This window comes from Streptomyces sp. NPDC090741, assembly GCF_044769045.1.
Taxonomy (GTDB): domain Bacteria; phylum Actinomycetota; class Actinomycetes; order Streptomycetales; family Streptomycetaceae; genus Streptomyces.
Window position 1 is genome coordinate 225,275 of the sequence record NZ_JBIVXF010000013.1, and the last position, 16,492, is coordinate 241,766.

15 protein-coding genes are annotated in these 16,492 nt (G+C 71.4%); 11 read left to right on the forward strand and 4 right to left on the reverse strand.

Translation table 11 applies throughout. The annotated features are described in order from the left end of the window. Positions 1–27: 27 nt before the first annotated feature. Entirely contained in the window at positions 28–753 is a 726-nt protein-coding gene (locus ACIQU4_RS30990) for a 3'-5' exonuclease (RefSeq protein ID WP_403737610.1), read from the reverse strand. Between the two features lie 231 nt (positions 754–984). Here ACIQU4_RS30990 and ACIQU4_RS30995 point away from each other — a divergent pair, with 231 nt between their 5' ends. The 3 genes from ACIQU4_RS30995 to thrS all read left to right on the forward strand — a co-directional run bounded on the left by ACIQU4_RS30995 (position 985) and on the right by thrS (position 4,940). After that, positions 985–1,575, forward strand: coding sequence for a DUF4365 domain-containing protein (locus ACIQU4_RS30995; protein WP_403737613.1), 591 nt, complete (start codon positions 985–987; stop codon positions 1,573–1,575). Then, complete coding sequence (locus ACIQU4_RS31000) at positions 1,575–2,819, forward strand: hypothetical protein (RefSeq protein WP_403737615.1); 1,245 nt, start codon at positions 1,575–1,577, stop codon at positions 2,817–2,819. The genes ACIQU4_RS30995 and ACIQU4_RS31000 overlap by 1 nt, the downstream gene beginning before the upstream one ends. A 144-nt stretch (positions 2,820–2,963) precedes the next feature. Beyond that, positions 2,964–4,940 carry a threonine--tRNA ligase gene (gene thrS, locus ACIQU4_RS31005; RefSeq protein WP_403737618.1) on the forward strand — a complete coding sequence of 659 codons (1,977 nt, stop codon included), beginning with the start codon at positions 2,964–2,966 and terminating at the stop codon, positions 4,938–4,940. A gap of 16 nt (positions 4,941–4,956) precedes the next feature. Here thrS and ACIQU4_RS31010 read toward each other — a convergent pair whose 3' ends face one another. Beyond that, the gene (locus ACIQU4_RS31010; protein ID WP_403737623.1) at positions 4,957–5,646 is read right to left on the reverse strand and encodes a potassium channel family protein; all 690 of its coding nucleotides are present in this window, start codon (positions 5,644–5,646) and stop codon (positions 4,957–4,959) included. A gap of 67 nt (positions 5,647–5,713) precedes the next feature. On the opposite strand from ACIQU4_RS31010, the gene ACIQU4_RS31015 reads away from it, so the two are divergent. Continuing rightward, positions 5,714–6,274: an HIT family protein gene (locus ACIQU4_RS31015; RefSeq protein ID WP_403737626.1), complete on the forward strand. Its 561-nt coding sequence runs from the start codon at positions 5,714–5,716 to the stop codon at positions 6,272–6,274. A 63-nt stretch (positions 6,275–6,337) separates the two neighbouring features. On the opposite strand, the gene ACIQU4_RS31020 is transcribed toward ACIQU4_RS31015, so the two are convergent. Then, entirely contained in the window at positions 6,338–8,005 is a 1,668-nt protein-coding gene (locus ACIQU4_RS31020) for a hypothetical protein (protein ID WP_403737629.1), read from the reverse strand. Between the two features lie 138 nt (positions 8,006–8,143). Next, positions 8,144–10,339: an elongation factor G-like protein EF-G2 gene (locus ACIQU4_RS31025; protein WP_403737632.1), complete on the reverse strand. Its 2,196-nt coding sequence runs from the start codon at positions 10,337–10,339 to the stop codon at positions 8,144–8,146. A gap of 243 nt (positions 10,340–10,582) precedes the next feature. Between ACIQU4_RS31025 and pgsA the strand changes: the two genes are divergently transcribed. The 7 genes from pgsA to ACIQU4_RS31060 all read left to right on the forward strand — a co-directional run bounded on the left by pgsA (position 10,583) and on the right by ACIQU4_RS31060 (position 16,365). Beyond that, complete coding sequence (gene pgsA, locus ACIQU4_RS31030; protein ID WP_403737635.1) at positions 10,583–11,248, forward strand: phosphatidylinositol phosphate synthase; 666 nt, start codon at positions 10,583–10,585, stop codon at positions 11,246–11,248. Next, positions 11,248–12,156 (forward strand): phosphatidylinositol mannoside acyltransferase, encoded by a 909-nt coding sequence (locus tag ACIQU4_RS31035; protein ID WP_403737637.1) that lies wholly within the window; start codon positions 11,248–11,250, stop codon positions 12,154–12,156. The genes pgsA and ACIQU4_RS31035 overlap by 1 nt, the downstream gene beginning before the upstream one ends. Further along, on the forward strand, positions 12,153–13,316 hold the full coding sequence (locus ACIQU4_RS31040) for a glycosyltransferase family 4 protein (protein WP_403737640.1): 1,164 nt from the start codon (positions 12,153–12,155) through the stop codon (positions 13,314–13,316). The genes ACIQU4_RS31035 and ACIQU4_RS31040 overlap by 4 nt, the downstream gene beginning before the upstream one ends. A gap of 38 nt (positions 13,317–13,354) precedes the next feature. After that, complete coding sequence (locus ACIQU4_RS31045) at positions 13,355–13,894, forward strand: hypothetical protein (protein WP_403737643.1); 540 nt, start codon at positions 13,355–13,357, stop codon at positions 13,892–13,894. 147 nt (positions 13,895–14,041) lie between these two features. After that, positions 14,042–14,959 carry a pyridoxal 5'-phosphate synthase lyase subunit PdxS gene (gene pdxS / locus ACIQU4_RS31050; RefSeq protein ID WP_030157377.1) on the forward strand — a complete coding sequence of 306 codons (918 nt, stop codon included), beginning with the start codon at positions 14,042–14,044 and terminating at the stop codon, positions 14,957–14,959. A 5-nt stretch (positions 14,960–14,964) separates the two neighbouring features. Next, positions 14,965–15,555, forward strand: a complete 591-nt coding sequence (gene pdxT / locus ACIQU4_RS31055; RefSeq protein WP_385584464.1) for a pyridoxal 5'-phosphate synthase glutaminase subunit PdxT — start codon at positions 14,965–14,967, stop codon at positions 15,553–15,555. 57 nt (positions 15,556–15,612) lie between these two features. Further along, the gene (locus ACIQU4_RS31060) at positions 15,613–16,365 is read left to right on the forward strand and encodes a YebC/PmpR family DNA-binding transcriptional regulator (protein ID WP_403737646.1); all 753 of its coding nucleotides are present in this window, start codon (positions 15,613–15,615) and stop codon (positions 16,363–16,365) included. Positions 16,366–16,492 lie beyond the last annotated feature (127 nt).

The following is a 16,492-nucleotide window of genomic DNA, read 5'->3' on the forward strand; positions in this document are numbered from 1 at the left end:
GCTCTCGCGTTCGTCCCGGGCCGTGTCCTACGCCGCCGCCGGCAGCTCCGGCCGCAGCGGCCAGTGCGGATCCACCGCCTCCGGCGTCCCCTGCCGCGCGAACCACGCCTGCAACCCGCGCGCCTGCGCCGCGTGCCACACCGCCTGGAGCGTGTGCAGCTCCGCCGGGGTCAGCCGCTCCAGCCGGGCCGCGAACCGGCGCCCCACCGCCCGTACGACCTCCAGCGAGGCCAGCGCGTCCGCCGCCGCCTCGTGCGCGCCCTCCAGTTCTATCCCGTAGTGCGCGCACAGGTCCGTCAGCGTCCGGCGGCCCTTGCGGTACCGGTCCAGGTGCTTGTCCAGCACCCGCGGATCCAGCACCGTCAGCGGCCGGTTGTCCAGATACCGCGCCAGCGTCGACGCCCGGTGCCGGCGCAACTCCCGGTCCAGCAGCGTCAGATCGAACGGCGCGTTCATCACCACCACCGGCCGGCCCGCCACCAGCTGTTCCCCGAGCGCACGGGCTATCTCCTCCACGACGGGCGCCGGCCACCGCCCGTTGCGCTGGAGGTGCTCATCGGTCAGACCGTGCACTTCCGTGGCCCCGGGGGGCACCGGAATCCCGGGATTGACCAGCCAGCGGGTGGAGCGGACCCGGCCGCCCGCACACTCCTGCACGATGAGAGCGGCGGACACGATCCGGTCCTGCTCCACGTCCACCCCGGTCGTCTCCGTGTCGAATGCGGCCAGCGGCCCCTCATACCAGCGCGTCATGGCGAACTCCTCGTTCCCGATCGGCCGTCGGGGCGCACCCGGGCACCGCCGCCTCGGAACGTGCCACCCCCGCCCGCATCGGTGATACCCGGCCTGTTTGCGCCGTACGCCGTTTGCGGGCCGTCCGCTGCGGAGACAACTTCCGTGGGGGACCGCACACATGACCGGTCGTCACCCCACGCACCACACCACCCTCATTCGGCAGAGCCCGGAAGGCATGGGGAGCCGGCCATGGCGCTCGCGCAGCCCGAACCGGGCGGGATGCTGCAGGGGCGGACCGATCCGCGGAACGATGACCGGACCGGACCGCTGCGCGGCACGCTCGCCACCACCGCCTGCATGGAGACCCTCCAAGTGGGATACCTGCACGCCGTCGCGGCCGCGGCCGGCTGCTCGCTCTCCCAGCCCTTTCCGGACAACGGCATCGACTGGCAGGTCAACCACGGCGCGCCCGAGCACGTCGTCGACGACGAGGTCACCATCAAGGTGCAGCTGAAGGCGACCTACCAGATACCGCCCAGACCGGCGGGGCCCACGTTCGCCTTCACGCTCGACAACGACCACCTGGTGAAGCTGGCGCGCACGCCGGTCGCCGTCCACAAGATCCTCGTCGTGATGCTCGTCCCGCGAGAGCGCGACCAGTGGCTCGCCGCCGGCCACGACCGGCTCGACCTGCGGCACTGCTGCTACTGGACCAACCTCGCCGGGCACCCCGTGACCGGCCGGCGCCGGACCACCGTACGGATCCCGACCACGCGGATCTTCGACGACCGGGCGCTGTGCGAGATCATGACCCGGGTCGGGTCGGGAGGGACACCTTGATGCACTGGCACTCACCGAACCTGGAACCGCTGACGTCCCCGTCGGAGTACGGGGACTTCTCGGACTCCGGGACGCCCGATCCCGCACACGTCGACCCGGCCGTACTGGGGGCCCTGCTGCACCGGCACGGCTGGCAGCGCCGGGGCGGGGCCGCGGGGCGGTACGGACGCTGGACGCCGCCGGCCCCGCACGGGTCGGCCGGCGGGGGGAGCAGCCTCCTCGTCCCCGAGAGCCGGTCCTTCCCGGACTGCTCCGACCTGCTGGAGGAGGCGCTGACCGCCCTCTCGCGCAGCGCGCTGCCGTCCGCGCGGGAGGTGCTGTACGGACTGAGCGTGCCCAGCGACGAGATCCGTTGGGAGCGGCGGATCCCGGAGGGCCCCGAGGGACCGTACGGGCCCCGGGGCGCGGCCGCGTGGACCGTACAGGAACAGCTCCGCTCGGCCGCCCGGCAGCTCCTGCTGGCCGGGGCCCTCGCGGACCGGGCCAGGGCCGGGTACTACGGGGCCCGCCACCGCGGCCAGGCCGAACGCGCCCTGGACGGGGTCCTGGTGGGGCCGGCCCCCGGCGGGCGCAGGCTGACCGCGTACGTCCCGGTCGACGGCGGGCGGGGCACCGTGACCCGGCTGCACCACGCGCTGCACGCGGCCCGGGAGGCCGTGGACTACCAGCGGGCCACCGGCGGCATGGAGGCCTTCGACGCGGCGGTCGAGGCCGGGGTCAGCCGGGAGCTGGCCGATGCGCTGATCGCGCTGGTGCGCGGCTCGGAGGGGGCCCGGGTCGCACTGGCCTGGGCGCCGGCGGCGGGGGTCCCGGCGGGCTGCGCGGCCCGGCCGGAGCCGGTGGAGTTCTCGCCCGGGGACCTGCCGGTGCTCCGGGAGGCGGCGGCGCGCTACACGCGGGACGAACCGGCGGTTCCCGTGCGGGTGGCCGGCGCGGTGGTCCGGATGCGGCGTTCGGCGCCGGGCGGCGGGGGCACGATCCGGCTGCGCGTCCTGGCGGGGGCGGAGGTGCCGTACGTACGGGCGGTGCTGGACGAGGAGGCGTACCGGGTGGCGGGGCACGCGCATCTGGTCGGCGTGCCGATCCGGGTGAGCGGACGGCTGCAGCGCCGGGGCGGGTTCCGGCGGCTGACGGACGCCACCGACGTGAGCCCGGTCCCGCTGGACGAGGTCGAGCGCGACCGCCTGATGAAGTCCCTGGACGAGTCCCTGGACCCCGCGGACGTCCTCCCGACGGACGACTGACCGACCCCGCCGCCGCCCGCCGTCCGCCCCGGCCCGGCGGCCCGGGGCGGCGGAGGCTTAACCGTTTCGCGGCGGAGCCGCTCGGCTCGGTACGATTCAGGCGCGCAGTGTTCGCTCGCGCATCCCCTCAGTCAGGAGAGACCGGTGTCAGACGTCCGTGTGATCATCCAACGCGATTCCGAGCGGGACGAGCGCGTGGTGGCCACGGGCACTACGGCAGCCGAGCTCTTCGCCGGCGAGCGCACCATCGTCGCCGCGCGCATCGCAGGTGAGCTGAAGGACCTCGCGTACGAGGTGAAGGACGGCGAGACCGTCGAGCCCGTGGAGATCTCCTCCGAGGACGGTCTCAACATCCTGCGCCACTCCACCGCGCACGTCATGGCCCAGGCCGTGCAGGAGCTCTTCCCCGAGGCCAAGCTGGGCATCGGCCCGCCGGTCCGGGACGGCTTCTACTACGACTTCGACGTCGCCAAGCCCTTCACCCCCGAGGACCTCAAGGTCATCGAGAAGAAGATGCAGGAGATCCAGAAGCGCGGGCAGAAGTTCGCCCGCCGCGTGGTCTCCGACGAGGCGGCCCGCGAGGAGCTCGCCGACGAGCCGTACAAGCTGGAGCTCATCGGCATCAAGGGCTCCGCGTCCACCGACGACGGCGCGAACGTCGAGGTGGGCGGCGGCGAGCTGACCATCTACGACAACCTCGACGCCAAGACCGGCGAGCTGTGCTGGAAGGACCTCTGCCGCGGTCCCCACCTGCCCACCACCCGCAACATCCCGGCGTTCAAGCTGATGCGCAACGCGGCCGCCTACTGGCGCGGCAGCGAGAAGAACCCGATGCTCCAGCGCATCTACGGCACCGCCTGGCCGTCGAAGGAAGAGCTGAAGGCCCACCTCGACTTCCTCGCCGAGGCCGAGAAGCGCGACCACCGCAAGCTCGGCAACGAGCTGGACCTCTTCTCCATCCCGGACGAGATCGGCTCCGGCCTGGCCGTCTTCCACCCGCGCGGCGGCATCATCCGCCGGACCATGGAGGACTACTCGCGCCGCCGGCACGAGGAAGAGGGCTACGAGTTCGTCTACTCCCCGCACGCCACCAAGGGCGCGCTCTTCGAGAAGAGCGGTCACCTGGACTGGTACGCGGAGGGCATGTACCCCCCCATGCAGCTCGACGGTGGTACCGACTACTACCTCAAGCCCATGAACTGCCCGATGCACAACCTGATCTTCGATGCGCGCGGCCGCTCGTACCGTGAGCTCCCGCTGCGCCTGTTCGAGTTCGGCACCGTGTACCGGTACGAGAAGTCGGGCGTCGTGCACGGCCTGACCCGTGCCCGCGGGTTCACCCAGGACGACGCGCACATCTACTGCACCCGTGAGCAGATGGCCGAGGAGCTCGACCGCACCCTCACCTTCGTGCTGAACCTGCTCCGCGACTACGGTCTGACCGACTTCTACCTGGAGCTGTCGACCAAGGACCCGGAGAAGTTCGTCGGCTCGGACGAGGTCTGGGAAGAGGCCACCGCCGTCCTCCAGCAGGTCGCCGAGAAGCAGGGCCTCCCGCTGACCCCCGACCCGGGCGGCGCGGCCTTCTACGGCCCGAAGATCTCCGTGCAGGCGCGCGACGCCATCGGCCGTACCTGGCAGATGTCGACCGTCCAGCTGGACTTCAACCTGCCGGAGCGGTTCAACCTGGAGTACACCGCGCCCGACGGCTCCCGCCAGCGCCCGGTCATGATCCACCGCGCCCTGTTCGGCTCCATCGAGCGGTTCTTCGCCGTGCTGCTGGAGCACTACGCGGGCGCCATGCCGCCGTGGCTGGCCCCGGTCCAGGCGGTCGGCATCCCGATCGGCGACGGGCACGTGGAGTACCTGCAGGAGTTCGCCGCCGAGGCGAAGAAGAAGGGCCTGCGCGTCGAGGTGGACGCCTCTTCCGACCGGATGCAGAAGAAGATCCGCAACCACCAGAAGCTCAAGGTTCCGTTCATGATCATCGTCGGTGACGAGGACATGGCCGCGGGCACCGTCTCCTTCCGCTACCGCGACGGTTCGCAGGAGAACGGCATCGCCAAGGACGAGGCGCTGGCCAAGCTGGCCAAGGTCGTCGAGGACCGCGTCCAGGTCTGACCGGCGTAGCGGCTCATCAAGGGGCCCCGGGAGCACTTCCGTCTCCCGAGGGCCCCTCTTCCTCGCCCTCCCGACGGAAGATCTGGATCAGCCAGGACGAGAAGGAACCCGTCACGGCGCCCAGCAGGGCCAAGCCGCAGGCCATCAGCCCGATCGCGATCAGCCGTCCCTTCGGGGTCACCGGGGCCACGTCGCCGTACCCGACCGTCGTCAGCGTCTGGCACACGCACCACACCGCGTCCCAGAACGTCTGGATCGGGGAGGCCGGGTCCAGCCGCTCGACGTGGTACATGCCGAGCGAGCCGGAGAAGCCGAGCAGCAGCGACGAGAGACCGGCGTACGTGATCACGCGCGGGTAGAGGCTGCGACGCGGGCGGTCGTGCTTGGCCTGGATGGCGTCGTGGACCTTGATCATGCGCAGCGGCCGCAGCGTCGGCAGCAGGACGACCAGGGCGTCCAGCCAGTGCAGGCGGATGAAACGCCGCGGCCGCTGGCGGCTGAGGACCAGGCGCACCAGGAAGTCCACGATGAAGCAGAGCCATGTCACCAGGACCACGATGGTCGCGATCTGCCGCCAGAGGTGGTGGGCGTCGGTGGCCAGGACGCGGACCGCGTACCCGGCGAGGAAGATCAGTGAGGCATAGAAGAGGGGCAGCTCCGTACGGCGCTCCCAGACTGCGTCCCGGGTCTCGGCTTGTTCGCGCATGGGCCCAGCATCGCGGCCCCGGTACCGGTCCTGGCCCCGGCGACACGCCCGCCGGGGGCAAGGTCATATGCTGCATCCCATGACGACTGAGCCGGAGCAGCAGATCGGTGTGGGCACGCAGGACGCGTTCCAGCGTCTGTGGACGCCCCACCGGATGGCGTACATCCAGGGGGAGAACAAGCCGACCGGTCCGGAGGCCGGGGACGGCTGTCCCTTCTGCGAAATTCCGGAGATGTCCGACCAGGACGGCCTGATCGTGGCCCGGGGCAAGCACGTCTACGCCGTGCTGAACCTGTACCCGTACAACGGCGGCCACCTGATGGTCGTTCCGTACCGGCACGTCGCCGATTACACGGAGCTCGACGCCGCCGAGACGGCCGAGCTGGCCGATCTCACGAAGCGGGCGATGGTCGCGCTGCGCAAGGCGTCCGGGGCGCACGGCTTCAACATCGGCATGAACCAGGGCGCGGCCGCGGGGGCCGGCATCGCGGCGCACCTGCACCAGCACATCGTGCCCCGCTGGGGCGGGGACACGAACTTCATGCCGGTCGTCGGCCACACCAAGGTGCTGCCCCAACTCCTCGCGGACACCCGCCAGATGCTCGCCGACACCTGGCCCACCGACTAGGACGACGATCAGGACGACGACCAGCAGCTCCCGGGGCCGCGGATCGGCCCCGGGACCTGCCGCCTACGCGTCGTAGGCGTCCGCCTTGCGCGGGGCGGCGTCCTGGACGAGCCCGCTGACCATCATCGAGCGGTTGGTGAAGCGCTCGATGTCGGCGCCGTTCTCCTCCAGCACCCGCAGCGCCGCCGTGTGCACCGCCCGCAGGACCGGCGTCGCGGCGCGCAGGGCGTCGTCGGCCATGAAGCGGTGGCGCCAGGGCTGGCCCGCCCAGACGTGCCGCAGGCCGAAGGGCTCCGGCAGGACCAGCTTGCCGCCGAAGAATTCGAGGATCGGCGGGAACCAGGTCAGCGGGGCGCGGACGGCGAGGCGGACCACTTCCTGGGCGTCCACCAGCGGCAGGGGCCGCTCGACGGTCTCCCAGAACCGGATGGACTTCGGCACCTCGACCTTCGGGGCGGCCGACTTGCTGGTGAACAGGCCGTGCACCGGCCCGAGCGCGTGGCCGGTCACCTCGACGCGCAGGGTCTTGTACAGCACGGTGACCGTCACCAGCATCGTGATCACCAACTGGCCGTCCCAGAGCGGGTACTGGATGCCGAGGTAGTGCCGGTTGCCGCCGCTGAACTGCTGCTCGTTGCAGATCCGGGTGATCTCGTGCGGCTTGACGAGGAAGGTGTCCACGTCGGCGCCGGTGGGGCGGGCCACCTCTCCGGCGCCTTCGCCGACCGGGGTGACGATCCAGTGCTGGATCGAGGCGGGCGGCAGGCCGCCGGTGTGCAGCGGGCCGCGCTCCAGCTTGCGCAGTTCGGTGTCGATCGCGCGTATGACGTCCCAGCTGCGGAACGGGTGGATTTCCATGCCCTCGGTCTTGGGCGCGAGCTCCTCGGCCATCTGCCAGCTGCCCCAGCGGGTGCCCATGCCGAGGATGCCCTTGGGGCCTGCGTAGAAGACGGAGTTGCTGCGGTCCTCGGCCGTGAGCTTGGCGAGCGAGTGCCGCAGGTCTTCCCGGGCCTTCTCGTCCGGGTTGCCGGGCACCGCCTCCGGGATCTTGGCGCCGATGCCGCTGCCGGCCAGCAGCCCGTCCCAGCGGGAGCGCAGGTCGGTGGCGGTGGCCTCGCAGATCCGGCGGGCGAGGAGCCAGCCCACGGCGGGGGCGATGATCATGCCGCGCAGATAGAGGCCGAGGAAGCCGGTGAACGGCAGCCGGAACATCAGCACGGCCGCCACGACGGCGACGCCCACGAGCAGCAGGGTGCCCAGCCAGGACGAGCGCTTGCCGTCACCCTTGGCCAGCGTCTTGCGGAGCTGGAACAGACCCAGCCACAGCAGGAGGCCGGGCAGGAAGACGACGCCGGCGACGAGCATGATCAGGCGCAGCTTGCGGTCGCGCTCCTTGCGGATGCGGGAGGCGGCCAGGCAGTGCTCGACGACGGTCTGCGGGTCGAGGCCGAAGGACTGGATGAGCGGTTTGCGGCCGGCGCCGAGGGTGCGGGCCTCGACGGCGCGGCAGAAGGCCTCGCCCAGGTTGGGCTCGAAGAGCGAGATCTTCGGGGGTTTGATCGTGGACTTGTGGTACTCGTTGTCGGCTTTCGCGATGTCGGACAGCTTGGCGTCCTTGCCGCCGTCCCGGTACGCGGCCGACGCGAGGGCGTTGGTCGCCGCAGTCTGGCCGCCGCCCCCCTGGAGGGGGACTTGCGCCCCGGGCCTGAAGTCGAATCCGTCGTCCGCCACCGTTGCCCCCATCGCTGTGCGTTGTGCTCTTTTGCCGCGCAGATGAGCCTATCGGCGTATCTCTTCCCATGGTCATGGGACAGGGAAATGCCGCCCACCGCAAGCGGCTTGAGTGGGCGGCTCCTGGCGCTGTGTCAATCAGGTTCCCTTCTCGGCCTGTTCGCGCACCTTGTCGGCGATCTGGGGCGGCATGGGCTCGTGGCGGGCGTAGGCGCGGGTGAACCGGCCCGTGCCGTGCGACACCGAGCGCAGTTCGACGGCGTACCGGCCGATTTCGATCTCGGGGATCTCGGCGCGGACCTGCGTGCGGCCGGAGCCGGCCTGTTCGGTGCCGACCACGCGGCCGCGGCGGCCGGCGAGGTCGCTCATGACGGGGCCGACGTACTCGTCGGGGACGAGGACGGCGAGCTCGGCGACCGGTTCGAGGAGGTGGATGCGGGCCTCGGCGGCGGCTTCGCGCAGGGCGAGCGCGCCGGCGGTCTGGAAGGCGGCGTCGGAGGAGTCCACCGAGTGCGCCTTGCCGTCGAGCAGGGTGATGCGCACGTCGACCAGCGGATAGCCGGCGGCGACACCGCGGGCGGCCTGGGTCCGTACGCCCTTCTCGACGGACGGGATGAACTGGCGGGGCACGGCGCCGCCGACGACCTTGTCGACGAACTCGATGCCGCTGCCCGGCGGGAGCGGTTCCACCTCGATCTCGCAGACGGCGAACTGGCCGTGCCCACCCGACTGTTTGACGTGGCGGCCGCGGCCCGCGGCCTTGGCGCCGAAGGTCTCGCGCAGGCTCACCTTGTGCGGGACGGGGTCGACCTGGACCCCGTAGCGGGTGCGCAGCCGTTCGAGGGCCACGTCCTGGTGGGCCTCGCCGAGGCACCACAGGACGACCTGGCGGGTGTCCGGGTTCTGCTCCAGCCGCATCGTGGGGTCCTCGGCGACGAGCCGGGCCAGGCCCTGGGAGAGCTTGTCCTCGTCGGCCTTGCTGTGGGCGGCGATGGCGAGGGGGAGCAGCGGGTCGGGCATCGGCCAGGGCTCCATGAGCAGGGGCCGGTCCTTGGCAGAGAGGGTGTCGCCGGTCTCGGCGCGGGTGAGTTTGGCCACGCAGGCGAGGTCCCCGGCGATGACCTGGGTGAGGGGGCGCTGCTGCTTGCCGAAGGGGGAGGTGAGGGTGCCGATCCGCTCGTCGACATCGTGGTCCTCGTGCCCGCGGTCGGCCAGGCCGTGGCCGCTGACGTGCACGGTCTCCTCGGGGCGCAGGGTGCCGGAGAAGGCGCGGACGAGGGAGACGCGCCCGACGTAGGGGTCGGAGGAGGTCTTGACGACCTCGGCGACGAGGGGCCCGTCGGGATCGCAGGTGACGGCCGGGCGCTCGGTGCCGTCCGGGGCGGTGACGGCCACGGCGGCGCGCTCCAGCGGGGTGGGGAAGCCGCCGGTGATCAGTTCCAGGAGTTCGACGGTGCCGAGTCCCTGGCGGGCGCCGTCGGTGGCGGGGGCGGCCATCAGGACGGGGTGGAAGGTGCCGCGGGCGACGGCGCGCTCCAGGTCGTCGACGAGGGTCTTGAAGTCGATGTCCTCGCCGCCGAGGTAGCGGTCCATGAGGCTCTCGTCCTCGCTCTCGGCGATGATCCCCTCGATGAGGCGGGAGCGGGCGTCGGAGATGCGGGCGAGCTCGGCAGGCTCGGGGTCGCGCTCCACGCGCTCCCCGGAGCTGTAGTCGTACACGCGCCGGGAGAGCAGGCCGAGGAGGCCGGCGACCGGGGCGTGGCCGTCGGGGCCGGGAGGCCCGTACAGCGGCAGGTAGAGCGGGATGACGGCGTCGGGGTCCTCGGCTCCGAAGATCTCCCCGCAGACGGTGGTCATCTGTGCGTAGTCGGCGCGGGCTGCCTCCAGATGGGTGACGACGATGGCGCGGGGCATGCCGACGGCCTCGCACTCGTCCCAGAGCATGCGGGTGGCGCCGTCGATCCCGTCCGAGGAGGAGACGACGAAAAGGGCCGCGTCCGCGGCGCGCAGACCGGCCCTGAGCTCGCCGACGAAATCGGCGTATCCGGGGGTGTCCAGGATATTGATCTTGATGCCGGCCCATTCGACCGGGACGAGGGACAGCTGTACGGACCGCTGCTGGCGGTGTTCGATCTCGTCGTAGTCGGAGACGGCGGTGCCGTCCTCGACCCGGCCGGCCCGGTTGACGGCGCCCGCCGTCAGGGCCAGGGCCTCGACGAGCGTGGTCTTGCCGGCTCCGCTGTGGCCGACCAGCACGACGTTCCGCAGCGAGGACGGGCGGTCGGCCGTCGGTGCCCTGCCGGCGGCTCCGGCTTGGTGTGATGTGGCTCCCATGATGCTCGTGCCTCCCGGTGTGACGGTGAGGAGGTTGAATCGGGGTCCTTCGAGCTTTGCACCGGCGTCACACTGCGTCCATACGTAGTACCCGGCGCTGTCCGGAGCGTGACGCGGGCACGGACCGGCGATTGCCCGGCCCGAACCGGTGGGTGCGCGGCGCCGGGGGCCCGGGGCGCTGGCTACGATGGGCCAGCCGGTGGCCGATGTGGCCGTGCGGCCCAGCGACCCTCCGGGAAGGCCATGCTGAACAAGTACGCGCGTGCTTTCTTCACGCGTGTTCTCACGCCATTCGCCGCATTCCTCCTCCGGCGGGGGGTGAGCCCGGACGCGGTCACCCTGATCGGCACGGCCGGAGTGGTGGCGGGAGCGCTGGTCTTCTTCCCCCGGGGGGAGTTCTTCTGGGGCACCATCACCATCACCCTGTTCGTGTTCTCCGACCTGGTGGACGGGAACATGGCCCGCCAGGCGGGCGTCTCCAGCCGCTGGGGCGCCTTCCTCGACTCCACGCTCGACCGGGTGGCCGACGCGGCGATCTTCGGCGGCCTCGCGCTCTGGTACGCGGGCTCCGGGAACGACAACGTGCTGTGCGCGGTGGCGATCTTCTGCCTGGCCAGCGGCCAGGTGGTCTCGTACACGAAGGCCCGCGGCGAGTCGATCGGCCTGCCGGTGGCCGTCAACGGGCTCATCGAGCGTGCCGAGCGGCTGGTGATCTCGCTGGTCGCGGCCGGTCTGGCCGGGCTGCAGACCTTCGGCGTGCCCTCGTGGATCGGGGTGCTGCTGCCGATCGCGCTGTGGATCGTCGCGGTGGGCTCGCTGGTCACGCTGATCCAGCGGGTGGTCACCGTACGCCGTGAGGCCGGGGAGGCCGACGCCGCGGCCGCCGTGGCCGAGGGCGGCGCGGCCTGATGGCCGGCCGGGTGCAGGACAGGCTGGTCGACGGGCTGTACGGGCTCGGCTGGGCCGGGGTGAAGAAGCTGCCGGAGCCCGCCGCGGTGGCCCTCGGGCGCCGGATCGCGGACTATGCGTGGAAGAGGCGCGGCAAGAGCGTGCTGCGGCTGGAATCGAACCTGGCCCGCGTCGTACCGGACGCCGGACCGGAGCGGCTGCGCGAGCTCTCGAAGGCCGGCATGCGCTCGTACATGCGCTACTGGATGGAATCCTTCCGGCTGCCGACCATGGACCCGAAGCGCTTCAGCACGGACGTCGAGTTCAAGGACGAGAACCTCCTGCGCGAGGCACTCGCCTCCGGGCGCGGGGTCATCGTCGCCCTGCCGCACCTGGCCAACTGGGATCTCGCCGGAGCGTGGGCCATCGGCCACATCGGCGTCCCGTTCACCACGGTGGCCGAGCGGCTCAAGCCGGAGAGCCTGTACGACCGCTTCGTGGCCTACCGCGAGAGCCTCGGCATGGAGGTGCTGCCGCACAGTGGCGGGGCGGCCTTCGGGACCCTGGCCCGTCGGCTCCGCTCCGGAGGTCTGGTGTGCCTGGTCGCGGATCGCGACCTGTCGGCCTCCGGGGTGGTGGTGGACTTCTTCGGTTCGGCGGCGCGCATGCCGGCCGGGCCGGCGCTGCTGGCGCAGCAGACGGGGGCGGTGCTGCTCCCGGCGACCCTGCACTACGGGGACTCGCCGAAGATGTTCGGCCGGATCCACCCCGAGGTGGAGGTGCCGAAGACCGGGAACCGGGCCGAGAAGACGGCCGCCATGACCCAGGCGGTGGCCAACGCCTTCACGCAGGGGATCGCCGAGCACCCGGAGGACTGGCACATGCTTCAGAGGCTGTGGCTGGACGACCTGGAGGAGCGCGCCCAGTGAAGATCGGCATCGTGTGCCCGTACTCCTGGGACGTACCGGGCGGGGTCCAGTTCCACATCCGCGACCTCGCCGAGCACCTGATCCGCCTCGGCCACGAGGTGTCGGTGCTGGCCCCGGCGGACGACGAGACTCCGCTGCCGCCGTACGTGGTCTCGGCGGGGCGGGCGGTGCCGGTGCCGTACAACGGGTCGGTGGCCCGGCTGAACTTCGGTTTCCTGTCGGCGGCGCGGGTGCGGCGCTGGCTGCACGACGGCGTCTTCGACGTGATCCACATCCACGAGCCTGCCTCGCCCTCGCTGGGACTGCTGTCCTGCTGGGCGGCGCAGGGGCCGATCGTGGCCACCTTCCACACCTCGAACCCGCGCTCGCGGGCCATGATCGCCGCGTACCCGATCCTCCAGCCGGCGCTGGAGAAGATCAGCGCCCGGATCGCGGTGAGCGAGTACGCGCGCCGCACGCTCGTGGAGCACCTGGGCGGGGACGCGGTCGTGATCCCCAACGGGGTCGACGTGGACTTCTTCGCCTCGGCCGAGCCGAAGCCTGAGTGGGGCGGGCAGACCCTCGGCTTCATCGGCCGGATCGACGAGCCCCGCAAGGGCCTCCCCGTCCTGATGGCGGCCTTCCCCAAGATCGTGGAGGCCTGCCCGGACGTACGGCTCCTCGTGGCGGGCCGCGGCGACGAGGAGGAGGCCGTCGCCTCCCTGCCCGCCGAGCTGCGCGCGCGGGTGGAGTTCCTCGGCATGGTCTCGGACGCGGACAAGGCGCGCCTGCTGCGCAGCGTCGACGTGTACGTGGCCCCGAACACGGGCGGTGAGAGCTTCGGCATCATCCTGGTCGAGGCCCTGTCGGCGGGGGCCGCGGTGCTCGCCTCCGACCTGGACGCGTTCGCTCAGGTCCTGGACCAGGGGGCGGCGGGGGAGCTGTTCGCCAACGAGGACGCGGACGCGCTGGCCGCCGGCGCGGTGGCCCTGCTCCGCGATCCGCAGCGGCGCGCGGAGCTGAGCGCCCGCGGCTCCGCGCACGTGCGCCGCTTCGACTGGTCGACGGTCGGCGCGGACATCCTGGCGGTCTACGAGACGGTGACGGACGGCGCTGCGGCGGTGGCCACGGACGAGCGCGTCCGCCTGCGCACCCGCCTGGGCCTGAGCCGGGACACGTAGCCCTCCGGAGGTGCCTCCGGAGGGTATTGTCGCGCGGCGTGATCGAAACCCTTGTCTGGACCGCCCTGGCGCTCGGCGTCATCGGGGTCTACCTCAGCTGGACCGCCGGACGGCTGGACCGGCTGCACTCGCGGATGGATGCCGCCCGCGCCGCCCTCGACGCGCAGCTCGTACGGCGCGCCTCCGTGGTGCTCGAAGTGGCCACCTCCGGAGTGCTCGACCCCGCCTCCTCGATCGTCCTGTACGAGGCCGCCCACGCCGCCCGCCAGGCCGAGGAGGAGCAGCGCGAGGTCGCCGAGAGCGAGCTCAGCCAGGCGCTGCGCGCGGTGTTCGCCGACGCCGCCCAGGTGGATCTGCTCAAGGCGGCCCCCGGTGGCGAGGCGGCCGCCGAGGAGCTGGCCGCGGCGGTCCGCCGGGTGCCCATGGCGCGGCGGTTCCACAACGACGCCGTACGGGCCGCCCGCGCGCTGCGCCGGCACCGCAAGGTCCGCTGGTTCCGCCTGGCCGGCCACGCCCCGTTCCCGCTCGCCTTCGAAATGGACGACGAGCCTCCGGTGGATCTTGCCGACCGCCCGTAGCGGGGCCCAGCGGTCCCAGTTGTACCCAAAGGCCAAGTTGAAAGGGGCCACCGGCTCCTCATTGGCCCTTGCGGTGGACTGGTCGGGGACGGTTTGCTCGGCGCAGTAGCACCGCAGCACCCGTCTTCCTTCGAGTGAGGTCAATCCGTGAGCACGCTTCCCTCCACCCCGCAGTCCGCTGAGTCCGCGATCGGCACCTCCCGCGTCAAGCGCGGCATGGCCGAGCAGCTCAAGGGCGGCGTGATCATGGACGTGGTCAACGCCGAGCAGGCGAAGATCGCCGAGGACGCCGGCGCCGTGGCCGTCATGGCCCTGGAGCGGGTCCCCGCCGACATCCGCAAGGACGGCGGCGTCGCGCGCATGTCGGACCCGAACATGATCGAAGAGATCATCGAGGCCGTCTCCATCCCGGTCATGGCCAAGTCCCGCATCGGCCACTTCGTCGAGGCCCAGGTCCTGCAGTCCCTCGGCGTCGACTACATCGACGAGTCCGAGGTCCTGACCCCGGCCGACGAGGTCAACCACTCCGACAAGTGGGCGTTCACCACCCCCTTCGTCTGTGGTGCCACCAACCTCGGTGAGGCCCTGCGCCGCATCGCCGAGGGCGCGGCCATGATCCGCTCGAAGGGCGAGGCCGGCACGGGCAACGTCGTCGAGGCCGTCCGTCACCTGCGCCAGATCAAGAACGAGATCGCCAAGCTGCGCGGCTTCGACAACAACGAGCTGTACGCCGCCGCCAAGGAGCTGCGCGCCCCGTACGAGCTGGTCAAGGAAGTCGCCGAGCTCGGCAAGCTCCCGGTCGTGCTGTTCTCCGCCGGTGGCGTCGCCACCCCGGCCGACGCCGCGCTCATGCGCCAGCTCGGCGCCGAGGGCGTCTTCGTCGGCTCCGGCATCTTCAAGTCGGGCGACCCGGCCAAGCGCGCCGCCGCCATCGTGAAGGCCACCACCTTCTACGACGACCCGAAGATCATCGCGGACGCCTCCCGCAACCTGGGCGAGGCCATGGTCGGCATCAACTGCGACACCCTCCCCGAGGCCGAGCGCTACGCCAACCGCGGCTGGTAGTCACCATGACCAACCCCGTTATCGGCGTCCTGGCACTCCAGGGCGATGTACGGGAGCACCTGATCGCCCTGGCCGCGGCGGACGCCGTGGCCAGGCCGGTCCGGCGCCCCGAGGAGCTCGCCGAGGTCGACGCCCTGGTGATCCCCGGCGGCGAGTCCACGACGATGTCGAAGCTCGCCGTCCTGTTCGGCATGCTGGAGCCGCTGCGCGAGCGCGTGCGGGCCGGCATGCCGGTCTACGGCACCTGCGCCGGCATGATCATGCTCGCCGACAAGCTGCTCGACGGCCGCGACGACCAGGAGACCCTGGGCGGCATCGACATGATCGTGCGCCGCAACGCCTTCGGCCGCCAGAACGAATCCTTCGAAGCGAAGATCGATTTCGCGGGCATAGAGGGCGGCCCCGTCGAGGGCGTCTTCATCCGCGCGCCTTGGGTCGAGTCGGTCGGCGCCGCCGCCGAGGTGCTCGCCACGTACGACGGCCACACGGTCGCCGTGCGCCAGGGCAACGTCCTCGCCACCTCGTTCCACCCCGAGCTGACCGGAGACGACCGGGTCCACGCGTACTTCGTCGACATGGTGCGCGCGGGGCTGTAAACAGGTCCCGGTAGGATCTGAGGTGCACACCGTTGGTTACGCGAAGGAGACAGGCGGATGTCCGGCCACTCTAAATGGGCTACGACGAAGCACAAGAAGGCCGTGATCGATGCCAAGCGCGGCAAGCTCTTCGCGAAGCTGATCAAGAACATCGAGGTCGCGGCCCGTATGGGCGGTGCCGACATCGAGGGCAACCCGACCCTCTTCGACGCCATCCAGAAGGCCAAGAAGAGCTCGGTCCCGAACAAGAACATCGACTCCGCGGTCAAGCGCGGCGGCGGCCTCGAGGCCGGCGGCGCCGACTACGAGACCATCATGTACGAAGGCTACGGACCGAACGGTGTCGCGGTGCTCATCGAGTGCCTCACCGACAACCGCAACCGTGCCGCGTCCGACGTCCGCGTCGCCATGACCCGCAACGGCGGCTCGATGGCCGACCCGGGCTCGGTCTCGTACCTGTTCCACCGCAAGGGCGTCGTCCTGCTGCCCAAGGGCGAGCTCTCCGAGGACGACGTCCTGGAGACGGTGCTCGAAGCCGGTGCCGAAGAGGTCAACGACAACGGTGACACCTTCGAGATCGTCAGCGAGCCCACCGACATGGTCGCGGTCCGCACCGCGCTCCAGGAGGCGGGCATCGACTACGACTCGGCCGACTCCAGCTTCGTCCCGACCATGCAGGTCGAGCTCGACGAAGAGGGCGCGCGCAAGATCTTCAAGCTGATCGACGCGCTGGAGGACAGCGACGACGTGCAGAACGTCTTCGCCAACTTCGACGTCTCCGACGAGGTCATGGAGAAGGTCGACGCCTGATCCGGCATCAGCGGCGGGGGGGGGGGGGGGGGCCCCCCCCCCCCCCCCCCGCGGGGGGGGGGGGGGGGGGGGGGGGGGGGGGGGGGGGGGGTGGTGTTGTGTTTTTTGTGGGGGGGGGGGGGAGTAA